Raw genomic sequence first — 13918 nt, 5'->3', positions numbered from 1 at the left:
TTTAATTCATTATTTAAGTTCTATAATAGTATTGCTAATATAATGACCTTCAACAAAAATATTGATTTTATAAGAACCTTTATTTATAATGTCTCGATTTACGTCAATAAATGAGATTACAGATAGAGATTTGTTATTATAATTTGCTTTCATTATATCATTACAAAGTATTCTTTCTTTGTTTTTTAATTTAACTTTTTTTGCAGGTTTAAGTACTTTGTTATTGTTAACGATTTGAATATAAATAGATTTAAACCCTGAGCTAACAATATTATTTTCTAATAAATCAAATTCTATTTTAAAGGCATCTGTTCTACTAGATCTTGAAGTAGAGGTATGTTTACCATTTCTTCTTTTTTTCATTGCTTTTACTTTTATTGCAGAAATTTCAATAATCTCAGCAATAGCAATTTTCTCTTTTAACTTTATATTTTGTGATTCTTTTTGAACTAAAACCTTTTTTACACTATCATTTTTTGTTAAAAGTTGATTGTTAACAGTTTTTAAAGAATCGATATGGTTAAAAAGAGCCTTATTTTGTTTAGATAAATGTGAAATTCGTTTTCTGTAAAAACGAAACAAACCATAATCAGTATCCGTTAAGTCGTTAATGGTGTCCTTAAGTTTTATTATTTCTTGAAGTTTGTCTCTTATTTTTAATGAAAGATTATCATTACTATAGGTAGCGTCCTCATAATTCTTAATAACAATATTAAGCTCAGACTCTAGTTCTTTTTTTTCTAGCTCAAATACACCTTTTAATTGATGGTAATCACGAGCATTCTGATAAGATAATATCCCAACGACTATTATTAATACAAGTAAAAAGGCAATAAAACTATTGTTTTTTAATTCTCTGATTGTAATCATATTGGGGTTATGATGAACAGTTTGGTTTACTTGGGGCTAATATACTATTTTTTATACAGTTGTAAATAAAGGCTGGAGGAAAGTTAAGAGGTTCAAAACTTAACTTTATATCTTTTCCAAAAAACTCTTTTAATTTTTTGTAATAAGTTAAACTATATTGATATTGGATAAATAAGCCTTCGCTTTTAAGTATTTTATAACTTTCAGATAAGATATTATGAGATACTTCTTTAGGAATAATAGTTAAAGGTAAGCTAGAAACGATATAGCTAACTTCACTATATCCTAATTTCTTAATTTCCTTAAGCATGGTTTCGGCAGATGCTTTTAAAACAATTAATTGAGGATGTTTTATTTTTTTTAATTCTTTATAAAAAGCATCGTTAATTTCAAAACAAATAAGAATTGTATCTGGTTGAATTTTATTTAAAATACTATGAGTTATTGCTCCATTTCCAGGACCTAATTCCACAATAACTTTTGCGTCTAAAAAATTAATTTCTCTAAGCATTTTATTAGCTAAGAATTTAGAGCTAGGAGCAACAGTACCAGATGTTTTGTAGTTTTTTATAGCTTCTTTAAAAAAATTAAATTTTTTACTCAAAATAATATTTATTTATGTTTTTTGTATATTTCTGATTAAAAAGGCGTGTAAAGATGCAATATTTAAAAGATATATTCTATTTATTTTACCCAAATTTATGTGTAAATTGTAATGTTTCATTATTACAAAGCGAAAATTATCTATGCACATTTTGTTGTAATGAGTTACCTATTATTGACGACAATGAATACATAAATGTTACATTAATGTCTGCTTTTTATGGAAAAGTTTTAGTAGAAAATCTACGGTCTTTTTTGTATTATCAAAAACACAGTATAACTCAAAAAATAATTCATGAATTAAAATATAAAAATCAAGAAAAAATAGGTGATTTTTTAGGAAGATGGTTTGGAGAGAAATTAAAAGAGTCTGGTGTTTTTAACGATGTAGATTATATAGTTCCGGTACCATTGCATAAAAATAAATTAAAAAAGAGAGGGTATAACCAACTTACGAAATTTGGAGAAACATTAAGTACTATCTTAAATATTGAATACAAGCCTGAAGTTTTAATAAAATCAACTATAGTTAAAACACAAACGTTTAAGCGTCGTTTTGATCGGTTTTCAGATAATAAAACAACATTTAATTTAATTGATTTAGAGGTGTTTGAGAATAAGCATGTTTTGTTAATTGATGATGTAATAACCACTGGAGCAACTTTAGTTGCCTGTTGTACAGAATTATTAAAAACAAAAAACATTACCATAAGTATTGCTACGATTGCATATACTAACAAAGGATGATTTTTGTTGATGTTATTTTATTACTTTTGGTATTCGATTTAAACAATCAATTTGTGAAAAATAAGTTATTATTTTTAGTAGTTTTAGTGTCTGTAATTATTGTAAGTTGTGCTCGAAAAGGAAGACCTGATGGAGGACCTAAAGATGAGGATGCACCAATTATGATGGTAGCAAAACCACCATATGAAACAATTCATTTTGATAAAAAAAATATTAAAATTGAATTTGACGAATATATTGTTTTAAAAGATTTAACAAAACAATTAGTAGTTTCTCCACCGTTAAAATACCCACCAATAATAACGCCTCAAGGTACGCCGAGTAAGTATATTAATATAGAGATTGTAGATACTTTAAAAACAAATACGACCTATACATTTAATTTTGGAAATGCAGTACAAGATAATAATGAGAATAATAAATTAGAGAGTTTTAAATACGTTTTTTCAACAGGGAGCTATATTGATTCTTTAAAGATAAAAGGTTCGGTTGCAAACGCATTTAAGAAAGAAAAATTAAAAAGCATAGGAGTTTTATTGTATCGATTAGATAGTACTTATAATGATTCTATTATTTACAAGCAGAAACCTAATTATGTTACAAGTACTCTAGATTCTACTAATTTTGAATTTACGAATTTACGTGAAGGTAAATATTTGTTGTTGGCTCTAAAAGAAGAGTCAAAGAATTACCTTTTTAATAGTAAATCAGATAAATTGGGTTTTATAACGGACACTATTTATTTGCCAAAAGATACATTGGTGCTAAATCCAATTCGTCTTTTTAAAGAACTACAGTCTTATAAATTTAAAAGAGGAAAAGAGGTTGTAAAAGGAAAGATTCAGTTTGGTTTTGAGGGAGAGAAAGAAAACATGAAGGTTCAGTTGTTATCTGAAGTGCCTAAGAATTTCAAGTCATTTTATGAATTTGAAAAAGAAAAGGATACGCTTAATTATTGGCATTCTCCTGTAGAAAAAGATTCTTTACGCTTCATTGTAACGAACACTAACTTTGTAGATACAGTTACGGTTCGTTTACGAAAAAAGAAAATAGACTCTTTAGTTGTGTCTTCGAGCGTAAGTAGAATGTTACATTTAAACGATACCTTATTTTTAGAAGGTAATAATCCGATTGTTTCAATTGATACTTCTAAATTCTCTTTAGTTGATAAAGATACATTAGCGATTGATTTCAAGGTAGAAAAACAATCTATAAAAAAAATAGCTGTTTTGTTTAAGAAAACACCTAAGATGAATTATAAATTTGATGTTCTTCCAAAAGGAATTAATGATTTATATGAAACTACAAACGATACTTTAGTATATCAATTTAAAACACTAACAATTGAAGATTACGGTAGTATTATTTTAGATGTAAAGAAAGAAACAAAGCATCCTGTTATAGTTGAACTTTTAGATAAAGATAAAGTTGTTAAAACTAAATACATTTCATCATCTGGTAAAATAGAGTTTGATTTATTAGAGCCAAAAGAATACACTGTTAGGGCAATTATTGATGAAAATAACAATCATACTTGGGACACTGGAAGTTTTCTATTAAGAAAACAACCAGAGCAAGTAATTTATTTTGAGAAAAAATTTGAATTAAGAGCTAATTGGGAGATGAATGAACCATTTATTATTAAATAAGTTTTTTATTCTTCATAACTAGTAGCACTAGGGCAAAACAATAACTCAGTAGGATTATCAATGTCATATAAATATTGGTAGCTTCTAGAGTCTTTATTGCAATAAGGTTCTATAAGTTTTAACATATTTGTAAATCCATCTAAAGTAAGAATACAGAAAAAAGTTTTATTATCTTTCGTTAATATTCCTTCATCAGATTTAAACAATCCAAAAATTAAATTACAATTACGTGCCTCAATAAAATCAATTTCAGCTAAATCTAATTTTTGTTTTTTTTCAACGATTGTTTCTTTAATTAAATCCCTAAATTTAACAGCTTCAGTTTTGTCGAAATTGTATAATCTCACTACATTTTCATCAAAACCATTTACATTTTCTATATAATCTAATTCCATTTTTTCTTATTAATGTGCTTCTAGCCAGTTTTGTCCAATACCCATTTCTACATCTAACGGAACAGTCATTTTAAAAGCATTTTCCATTTCTTGTTTAATAATTGGCTTAATAATTTCTAGTTCGTCTTTGTGAGCATCAAAAACCAATTCATCATGTACTTGCAATAGCATTTTTGATTTAAACCCTTCTTTTTCAAATCGATTATAAATATTAATCATTGCTAACTTTATAATATCAGCAGCACTACCCTGAATTGGTGCATTTACGGCATTTCTCTCAGCAGCACCACGAACAATTGCGTTTTGTGAATTGATGTTTTTTAAATACCTACGTCTGTTTAAAACAGTTTCTACATAACCGTTTTCACGAGCAAAATCTACTTGAGCTGCCATGTAATTACGTAACTTTGGGTACGTTTCATAATAGGTGTCAATTAGGGCTTTGGCTTCTTTACGAGATAAATCTGTTTGATTGCTTAAGCCAAAGGCAGAAACACCATAAACAATACCGAAATTTACTGTTTTTGCATTACTACGTTGTTCGCGAGTGACTTCATTTAAAGGAACGTCGAAAACTTTTGCTGCGGTAGAGGCGTGAATGTCTTCACCGTTTTTAAAAGCCTCAATCATTGTTTCTTCATTACTTAGTGCTGCAATAATTCGCAATTCTATTTGAGAATAATCAGCAGCCAACAATACGTGATTTTCATCACGAGGAATAAACGCTTTTCTAACTTCCTGACCTCGTTTTGTACGAATAGGAATATTCTGTAAATTAGGATTGTTAGAACTTAATCTTCCTGTAGCGGCAACAGCTTGTGCGTATGCGGTGTGAACTCGACCTGTTTTAACATTTACTTCATTTGGTAATGCATCTACATAGGTACTTTGTAGTTTTTTATATTGACGATATTCTTGAATATCTCTAATAATTTGATGATCTTTTGCTAAGAAAGAAAGCACATCTTCGGCAGTTGAGTATTGCCCAGTTTTCGTTTTCTTAGGTTTTTCAACCAATTTCATGTTTTCAAATAAAACAATACCTAATTGTTTTGGAGAGGCAATATTAAATTCTTCACCAGCTTGTTCGTATATATTTTTCTCTAAACGCTCAATATCACTAGCTAAATCAATAGAGAGTTCTTTTAAGAAAGGAACATTTAAATTAATTCCTTCAATTTCCATAGCGGTTAAAACAGCTACTAACGGTGTTTCAATTTTATCAAATAAATCTGTTACATTTCCGCTTTCTAGCTCTTTTGAAAAATGCTCTTTTAATTGTAACGTAATATCAGCATCTTCAACAGCGTATTCAGTTTGTTTCGAAATCTCAACATTTCTCATAGAAAGTTGATTTTTACCTTTCTTGCCAATCAATTCAGTTATTGGAACTGGTTGGTAATTTAAGTAAGTCTCAGCTAAAACATCCATTCCGTGACGCATATCTGGGTTTATCAAATAATGTGCAATCATGGTATCAAATAACTTACCTTTTACAGGTATGTTGTAATTTGATAAAACTTTAATGTCGTATTTTAAGTTGTGACCAATTTTTTCAATTGTTGTAGTTTCAAAAAACTCACGAAATTCTTCTAAAAGAGTTTTTGTTTCTTCTTGGTCTTCAGGAAAAGAAACATAGTATCCTTTACCTATTTCCCAAGAAAAAGAAATCCCAATTAATTCAACTTCTAAAGCTTTTAAACCTGTAGTTTCAGTATCAAAACAAACAGCAGTTTGCTGCATTAATTTTTTTAATAAAAGTTTTCTTGATAAAGGTGAATCTATATGTTGATAAAAATGGTCGGTATTTTCCGTGGTTTTAAATCCTGAAATAATCTCTTTTTCAGTAATAGTTCCCGTTCCTGGAGCTGCAAATAAATCAAACTGTCCCGCAGTACTTGTGTCTGAAACAGGTTTCGATTTAGTCATTGTTTTTTTTGAGGTATTAGAAGCGTCACTTTTTTCAGTTTTTACTTCAGTAGTAGCACCAAATGTTTTTAAGAAATTGTCAATTAATCGACGAAATTCCAATTCTGCAAAAATCTCTTTGGTCGCTTCAATGTTTGGTTGACACATTTCAAAGTCTTCTTGATGAAATTCAACAGGCACATCAAGCATAATGGTAGCTAACTCTTTTGATAAAATTCCAAGTTCAGCATTTGCTTCTACTTTTTCTTTCATTTTACCTTTTAGATCTGCAGTGTTTGCTAGCAGATTTTCCATAGAACCGTATTGAGCTAAAAATTTCTTAGCAGTTTTTTCACCTACACCAGGTAAACCAGGTATATTATCAACTGAATCTCCCATCATACCCAGAAAATCAATAACCTGTTCAGGTCTTTCTACGCCAAATTTTTCTTGTACTTCGGGTATTCCCCATGTTTCGTATCCACCTCCAAAGCGTGGTCTGTACATAAAAATATTTTCAGAAACTAGTTGAGCAAAATCCTTATCAGGAGTTACCATAAAAGTTTTATACCCTTCCTTTTCAGCTTTTTTAGCTAAAGTTCCAATAATATCATCAGCTTCGTATCCTGTTTTTATAATGGCAGGAATATTCATTGCTTTTAAAATTTCTTCGATATACGGAACTGCAATTTTAATAGCTTCTGGCGTTTCTTGCCTGTTAGCTTTATACTCAGGAAAAGCATTTTTTCTGGCAACAGATCCACCTCTGTCAAAACAAACAGCTAAATGATCTGGTCGTTCACGTTTTATAACATCTAATAGTGAATTTGTGAAACCTAGTATTGCGGAAACATCCATTCCTTTTGAATTAATTCTTGGGTTTTTTATAAAAGCGTAATACCCTCTAAAAATTAAAGCGAAAGCATCGAGTAAGAAAAGTCGTTTTTGATCTGCCATTTTATATGTTAATCTTTTTGAAATAAGTTAATTATAGCTGTTTTTTTTTAAAGAAGTTAATCGATAAAAAAACTACGGTTAACTTGCCTGTAAAGCTACAAAACTTTAACAAGATGTTAAAAATTGATTTTTAATAATCGCCCTATCTTTGTTTGACTTAAAAAAAAGATATAGATGTCTCGTTGGTTGCTAACAATTATAATTATTTCGTTGCTTATTATTACATTCGAAGCGTATGCTTTTCAGGCAATTAAAACTGTAACAAAGAATAAAATCATCCGCTACTGTTGGTTGGCTGTTGGTTTTTTAGCCTATGTTAATTTTTTTTATGTGGTGTTTTCTTCAGATAGAAGTTCGGGTCAAACAAAAGAGTTTCAATGGGCGCTCGGAATGCTTTTACTAGTGTTGCTTCCAAAGTTATTTATTTTATTGATTATGTTAGGGGAAGATGTGGTAAGATGGTTGCAAAAAGGTTTTTCTTTTTTGTTATCAACTGAAACAAAACCTTTGGCGGGTAGGAGGTCTTTTGTTGCTAAATTAGCTTTGGGTATTGCGGCAATTCCTTTTGCAAGTTTATTGTATGGTATTTTTAAAGGGAAGTATAATTATAAGGTAATAAAATACCAGTTATCTTTTAAAGATTTACCAGAAGCTTTTGATGGATTTACAATAACACAAGTTACCGATATTCATTCTGGAAGTTTTACAAGTAAAGAAGAGATAACTTATGGAGTTGACTTGATAAATGAACAAAAATCAGATATGATTTTATTTACGGGTGATCTTGTGAATAATTTTGCACATGAGATGGATGATTGGATTGATGTGTTTAAGAGATTGGATGCTCCAGTTGGAAAGTATTCTATTTTAGGTAATCATGATTATGGAGATTATTCAAAATGGAAGAATGAGGAAGATAAAGTAGCTAATTTTAAGGCAATAAAAGAATTGCACCCGAAAATTGGCTTTGATTTATTATTAAATGAAAATAGATATATTGAAAAAGAGGGGGAGAGGATCGCTTTAATTGGAGTCGAAAATTGGGGAAAGGGTTTTAATAAAGCTGGAGATTTAAAAAAAGCATCAGATGGGATTGTTAAAGATGATTTTAAAATTTTAATGACTCATGATCCAAGTCATTGGGAATATAAAGTTAAAAAGGATGATTTTAATTATCAATTAACCTTAAGTGGTCATACGCATGGGTTGCAATTTGGAATTGAAATACCAGGATGGATTAAATGGAGTCCATCAAAATATGTTTATAAACAATGGGCAGGCTTGTATGAAGAGTTTGGTAGATATATTAATGTTAACAGGGGGTTTGGTTATCATGCGTTTCCTGGTAGGGTAGGTATTTGGCCAGAGATTACTGTAATCGAGTTAAAAAAGGCTTGATTTTCAATGTTAAACGAATGTTAATATCTATTTGAAAAAAAAATAGTATTTTTGGGAAGTTTTATATATAGAAAACCACATAAGTATGACGAAGTTTGGTGAAATAATAAGTGTAAATAAACCTGTTCTAATTGATTTTTATTCAGATTGGAGCGAGTTTGAGCCTAGTTTAGATACACTACGTGATGTTGCAGCTGCTTTAGGAGATAAAGCGAAAGTAATTAAGATAGATATTAAAAAGAATGAGATTTTAGCTAGTGCTTTACGCGTTAAAGGAAATCCAACGTTTATCATTTATAAAGGTGGTGAGATGAAATGGCGCCAAACTGGAGAGCAAGATGCTAATACCTTAATTGGTTTAGTGCAGCAGTATGTTTAAAAGCATTGTTTTAGGTTTTACCTTTTAGTTATTTGGTATGCTGTTTTTTTGATTGATCTCTAAAGATAATCATATCCAAAGACTCTTTGGTTTTTATTTGATGGATTATTTTGCTTCATCTATTGTGTAATATATGAAGAAACCCACATGAGTTCTAGTATTTGTTACTGAAACTTCATGTGGGTTTTTTAATTAAGTTTTATATAGCTTAAGGTTTAATAGTGTCTAAGAGTTGAGGTAATTGCTCTTCTTCTTGAGTTTCTCTAATAAAAAGCCTTTTGTATTTTAAGTACTCTTTGTACGTTTTTTCACCATATTCGATGTTTTTGTCGTAGCCAACTATTTGTCTAATAATATTTTCATACATATAAATCTGAGTCTCAACATTATCTTTAATTAATTCTATATCTTCATATTTAAAAGTGCTATAGTACTTTAGTTTTTGTTGAAAAATATCTATTAGTGTTTCTGCAGTTTCATGTGCTTTATCAATATCACCCATGCGATAATATAACTCTGGGTAGCCTAAAGAAATACTATAATGATCAAAGTCTTTAATAGGCATTTTGTAAAGAGATAAATCTAAAACATCTTTTGCGTTTACAGAATCTCCTTCCTTTAAAAATTCTTCAGATAATCGCATTAAATTATTACGAATAGATATAGCGTTACGTTTACTTTGTTCATCTAGGTAAATTTTACCATTGTTTATGGTTTTCCAATCCCATTTTTTAACATTGTCGTACATCTTTTTAGTGTCAATACGTCCCATGTCAAACATCGATTTTCCTTTGTTTGAAGTTTTAATAGGTACTAGTTTATAAGACATTCCGTCTAATTGTAAATAGTCTTTTAGCCAAATATATTCTTCGTCAGCATTGGCACCTCCAGTAAAATATATAGGACGTTTCCATTCAAAGTTGTTTAAAATATCGAGCATTAGAATTCTGTTTTTGGCCAAGCCTTGTTGGTCAACAGTAATGTCTATATAATCTAAAATTTTATCTGCATCTTTCTGTGCCACTAATCCTGTTTTTAAAACATTTTTCTTGTTGACAGGAATTCGAATTCTGTTTGTTGGGTAGAATTTTTCTCTTACATCATTTTCTTCATCAATGTAATAGGTCGCATCGTTACTGCTTTCAATCCATCTCATAAAATTTTTAATAGAGATAATAGAATCTTTAAATCTTGGATGAGGAATATGATATGCTAAATCTAGTGTTCCGTATTTATATTGATCATGTGTTAATTGTGATGGAATAGGATCTGCTTCATATGTTTTCTTTTTCATTTGGTCAATGTACCAATCAGTTTGAAAAAGACTAGTGTTTACAATCTTAATATCTCTTCGTACACCTTCTACTTGTTGCATGTACCAAAGCGGAAAAGTGTCATTATCTCCAATGGTAAAAATTATAGCATTTGGGTCGCAACTTTCTAAATAAGTTTGTGCATTTAATTGAGAAATATAGCGATCATCTCTATCGTGATCATCCCAATTCTGAACACCCATTAATACAGGTACAGCTATTAATGAAACTACTGACACGGCAATAGCTACAGTTCTTTTGTTTGCGTAGTTTTTCAGATAATCATATAATGCGAATACTCCAAAACCTATCCAAATTGCAAATACATAAAAAGAGCCAACAACTGCATAATCACGCTCCCTAGGTTCAAAAGGTTTAGGGTTTGTGTAAAAAATGATAGCGAAACCAGTAAAAGCAAAGAATAACGCAAGTGTGTATAGGTTTTTTCTGTCTTTTTTAGATTGATAGAATAAACCGATTAATCCTAAAATTAAAGGTAAAAAGAAATATTTATTACGCCCTTTATTGTTCTTAATGTCATCTGGCAAGCTTTGTTGGGAGCCTAAGCGTATTTCATCAATAAAATTAATTCCACTTAGCCAATTACCATTTTCAATATCTAAATGGCCTTGTATGTCGTTTTGACGACCAACAAAGTTCCACATAAAATAACGACCATACATGTATCCGAATTGATAATCAATCATGAATTTCATGTTCTCTAAAAATGTTGGTCTTCTTTGGCTACGAGCAGGAATCCCTGCAATACTTTTGTAGTGTTGTTCAGAAGCAGGGTTTACCATACGAGGAATAAAACCTTTATGCTTACTAGAGTAGTTTGGTATTATGTTTTTGTATTTATTTACGATAATATATTTTCCATCTTTCTTTTCGTATTTAGGTTTGTCGTCCTTAAATGGTTGGCTAGCATCTTGTTCTCTGTCATAAGAAACTGAATAGTATTTGTCATAAAATACATTAGCATCACCATATTGCTCACGATTGTAGTAAGCTAATAATTCACGTGCGCTTGATGGGTTGTTTTCGTTTATAACAGTATCGGCATTTGCACGAATAGGTAACATTAGCCAAGAAGAGAAACCAATCATAATAAATAATACTGACAAAACGAGTGTGTTTGCCATTACTAAGTTTTTTTTACGAGTGTAATTTAATCCGAAATAGAATAAGGTTATCAGTACTAAACCAGCAATTATAGTTCCTGTGTTATATGGCAAACCTATTTGGTTAATAAAAAACAATTCTGAAACACTAAAGAATTTAAGTGTAAAAGGAAATAAAAATTTAAAAACAAAAGCTAACACAAATATTGAAATTAAGGTTGCAATTGCAGTAGTTTTTAAAGTTATGTTTTTATAGGTCTTAAAAAAATATAATAATACGATAGATGGTATAACTAATAAAGATAGTATGTGTACACCAAATGAAAGGCCTACAACAAAGCTAATTAATACTAGCCATTTGTTACCTCTAGGAGATGTGATTTCACTTTCCCATCTTAATCCTAGCCAAAATAACAAAGCCATTAAAAAAGAAGACATTGCGTATACTTCACCCTCTACGGCACTAAACCAAAAACTATCAGAAAAAGTATATGCTAAAGCACCAACTAAACCACTACCTAAAACTGCAATAGCTTCATTCTTACTGAATTTTCCATTTTTAATGGCCATTTTTTTAGCTAAATTGGTAATGGTCCAAAACATAAATAAAATGGTGAAAGCACTGGCTAATCCAGACATGAAGTTTACCATTTTTGCCCATTGACTTGGGTCGTTGCTGAACATTGCGAAGAAGGCACCAAGCATTTGAAAAAGAGGGGCACCAGGTGGGTGACCAACTTCTAATTTTACAGCAGTAGATATGTATTCTCCACAGTCCCAAGAACTAACAGTTGGTTCTAGAGTTAAAGTGTAGGTGATTAATGCCACGGCAAATGAAAACCATCCTAAAATTGTATTCCATTTTTTGTAGTTAAATTCGTTCATAGTTTTTTATAAAGTTGTTGCGAATGTACTAATAACTAGTGTGTTTTTAAGAAAGCAAAAATATAAATTTGAGTTATTTAACTAACTAATAGATGGTGTAAATTTGTGTTAAATGAAAAAAGGTATAAAAAATTTGTCAAAATAAAACTTTATATTATATTTGCACCCGCAATAAGTTATTGGCCTATGGTGTAATTGGTAACACACCGGTTTTTGGTACCGACATTCAAGGTTCGAGTCCTTGTAGGCCAACTTAATCATTACAAAAAAACGTAAGGATTTCTATAAAAGCAGAATTAGATGTTTTTGTAAATTTAATAACTTATTGGCCTATGGTGTAATTGGTAACACACCGGTTTTTGGTACCGACATTCAAGGTTCGAGTCCTTGTAGGCCAACAAAAAGCTTCTTAATCGTTAGATTTTGAAGCTTTTTTTTTGATAAAACTTAAAAAACCTTGATGTGAGTTAAGGGTCTGCAATTTTAAGATGTTGTGAAAGTGTCTAATATATTTAGGTAGAAGGGGTCGGTGTTTTTAATTATTTAAAACACTTGTGTTTTGCTTCGTGAATTTTTTCTTATTGTATTTGTTAAGGTGCAATTCTTGTTAGCTATATTAACTTTTTTCTTATTTGTTTTTTTATATAATGATACGTTTGTGTTGGTTATTTTAACTTCGAGAGAAATCAAGATTAATTTATGTTAATCATCAAAGGTTTGTAAAAGGAAATAGATAGCCTTGTTTTTTTTGAGGTCATATTATATAAATAATACTGTTCTTGTTTCTCTACCTTATAAAAGGTTGCTTTAATTATTCATTATCTAAATTAATTTAATTGTTTTTTTTAAAACTATTATTTTCTTAGCTCTATCATGTTTTTAAAGTGTGTGAGCTGAGTGTTTTTTGGGATAGTAAACATCTGGTGCTATATTTTGAGAATAGATACTTGTTGTTGACCTAGTTTTTGTATTAGTTATGTTTAGTGTTTTATGACGCTAGTGGTTGTTTATTGTAGGTAAGGGGTGAAGTGTTCGTGTAAACGATCTCAAAAAAGTATTTAATAGTTGGAGTTGAGGTTGTGTTAATGTGTAAAGTGTATTTTATGGTTGTCGAACTTTAAAATGTAGGAATATAATCTAAGATCTAATTAAGTATAGTAGATGGTTTGTTTTTTGTTCCAGATAGGAGGGCTGTTGATTTTGGTTAGTTATGTGTTTTTTAGATTTGGTAATGTGAGAAAGGGTATAAGAATGTGTAATAGTTTATTTTGATGGTTGCTAGTGTTGTAAAAGATGTTTTACAGGGTGTACTCATACAGAACTAATTAGGTAAATATAAAAAAGTATAATTTTGGGAGGGGGAGAAAACAGGTGTGGAAGCGTACAAGACATATTGGAAAGCTTAGGGAGTGAGGTGTTTATGAGTAGTGATAAAAAAGAGTTAAATTGTCTTATAGGTCATTTTTAAAATATAAAGCTTTTCTTGTTTGTTTTTAACTTTTTCAAGTTAAAAATGAGCTCCGGTAGTAGGTGAAATTCTCCAAGCAAAGTAAGAGTGAAATGATTCACTAGTTAAAAGCTTGAAAAACAACAGGAATTAAAATACTTCAAAAAAAAGATAAAATAAAGCATTGCTATGTTAGAAAAGGAATCTATATTTGCACCCGCTAAGGGAAAAACATAGGTTTAA

At 29.9% G+C, this 13918-nt stretch carries 9 protein-coding genes and 2 tRNA genes; 6 read left to right on the top strand and 5 right to left on the bottom strand.

Features of this window, described 5'->3' with window-relative positions; translation table 11 throughout:
* Window positions 1–9: 9 nt before the first annotated feature.
* Both H518_RS0106185 and H518_RS19365 read right to left on the bottom strand, forming a co-directional pair.
* Entirely contained in the window at window positions 10–870 is an 861-nt protein-coding gene (locus H518_RS0106185; protein WP_028888252.1) for a hypothetical protein, read from the bottom strand.
* A gap of 7 nt (window positions 871–877) precedes the next feature.
* Window positions 878–1474, bottom strand: a complete 597-nt coding sequence (locus H518_RS19365; protein WP_043706630.1) for a class I SAM-dependent methyltransferase — start codon at window positions 1472–1474, stop codon at window positions 878–880.
* A gap of 53 nt (window positions 1475–1527) precedes the next feature.
* On the opposite strand from H518_RS19365, the gene H518_RS0106175 reads away from it, so the two are divergent.
* A complete protein-coding gene (locus tag H518_RS0106175) occupies window positions 1528–2220 on the top strand; it encodes a ComF family protein (RefSeq protein WP_028888251.1) in 693 nt (230 codons plus the stop codon).
* 53 nt (window positions 2221–2273) lie between these two features.
* Entirely contained in the window at window positions 2274–3869 is a 1596-nt protein-coding gene (locus H518_RS0106170; protein WP_028888250.1) for an Ig-like domain-containing protein, read from the top strand.
* A 5-nt stretch (window positions 3870–3874) separates the two neighbouring features.
* Here H518_RS0106170 and H518_RS0106165 read toward each other — a convergent pair whose 3' ends face one another.
* Window positions 3875–4264, bottom strand: a complete 390-nt coding sequence (locus tag H518_RS0106165; RefSeq protein WP_028888249.1) for a hypothetical protein — start codon at window positions 4262–4264, stop codon at window positions 3875–3877.
* 9 nt (window positions 4265–4273) lie between these two features.
* Window positions 4274–7129, bottom strand: coding sequence for a DNA polymerase I (gene polA, locus H518_RS0106160; RefSeq protein WP_028888248.1), 2856 nt, complete (start codon window positions 7127–7129; stop codon window positions 4274–4276).
* Window positions 7130–7303: 174 nt separating this feature from the next.
* Between polA and H518_RS0106155 the strand changes: the two genes are divergently transcribed.
* Both H518_RS0106155 and H518_RS0106150 read left to right on the top strand, forming a co-directional pair.
* Complete coding sequence (locus H518_RS0106155; protein ID WP_028888247.1) at window positions 7304–8527, top strand: metallophosphoesterase; 1224 nt, start codon at window positions 7304–7306, stop codon at window positions 8525–8527.
* A gap of 85 nt (window positions 8528–8612) precedes the next feature.
* Complete coding sequence (locus tag H518_RS0106150; RefSeq protein ID WP_028888246.1) at window positions 8613–8906, top strand: thioredoxin family protein; 294 nt, start codon at window positions 8613–8615, stop codon at window positions 8904–8906.
* Window positions 8907–9114: 208 nt separating this feature from the next.
* On the opposite strand, the gene H518_RS19360 is transcribed toward H518_RS0106150, so the two are convergent.
* Window positions 9115–12228 (bottom strand): glycosyltransferase family 117 protein, encoded by a 3114-nt coding sequence (locus tag H518_RS19360; protein ID WP_051263684.1) that lies wholly within the window; start codon window positions 12226–12228, stop codon window positions 9115–9117.
* A 180-nt stretch (window positions 12229–12408) separates the two neighbouring features.
* On the opposite strand from H518_RS19360, the gene H518_RS0106140 reads away from it, so the two are divergent.
* Window positions 12409–12480, top strand: a tRNA-Gln gene (locus H518_RS0106140).
* Between the two features lie 74 nt (window positions 12481–12554).
* Window positions 12555–12626, top strand: a tRNA-Gln gene (locus tag H518_RS0106135).
* The last annotated feature ends 1292 nt before the right edge of the window (window positions 12627–13918 follow it).

The organism is Tenacibaculum ovolyticum DSM 18103, assembly GCF_000430545.1.
In the GTDB taxonomy this organism is placed as follows: Bacteria; Bacteroidota; Bacteroidia; order Flavobacteriales; family Flavobacteriaceae; genus Polaribacter; species Polaribacter ovolyticus.
This window is presented reverse-complemented; position numbering and strand designations above follow the sequence as displayed.

Excerpts from the sequence above, each read along its gene's own strand:
- H518_RS0106175 (WP_028888251.1), top strand. The coding sequence starts at position 1,528 with ATGCAATATTTAAAAGATATATTCTATTTATTTTACCCAAATTTATGT.
- H518_RS0106165 (WP_028888249.1), bottom strand. The coding sequence starts at position 4,264 with ATGGAATTAGATTATATAGAAAATGTAAATGGTTTTGATGAAAATGTA.
- H518_RS19360 (WP_051263684.1), bottom strand. The coding sequence starts at position 12,228 with ATGAACGAATTTAACTACAAAAAATGGAATACAATTTTAGGATGGTTT.
- polA (WP_028888248.1), bottom strand. The coding sequence starts at position 7,129 with ATGGCAGATCAAAAACGACTTTTCTTACTCGATGCTTTCGCTTTAATT.
- H518_RS0106150 (WP_028888246.1), top strand. The coding sequence starts at position 8,613 with ATGACGAAGTTTGGTGAAATAATAAGTGTAAATAAACCTGTTCTAATT.
- H518_RS0106185 (WP_028888252.1), bottom strand. The coding sequence starts at position 870 with ATGATTACAATCAGAGAATTAAAAAACAATAGTTTTATTGCCTTTTTA.
- H518_RS0106155 (WP_028888247.1), top strand. The coding sequence starts at position 7,304 with ATGTCTCGTTGGTTGCTAACAATTATAATTATTTCGTTGCTTATTATT.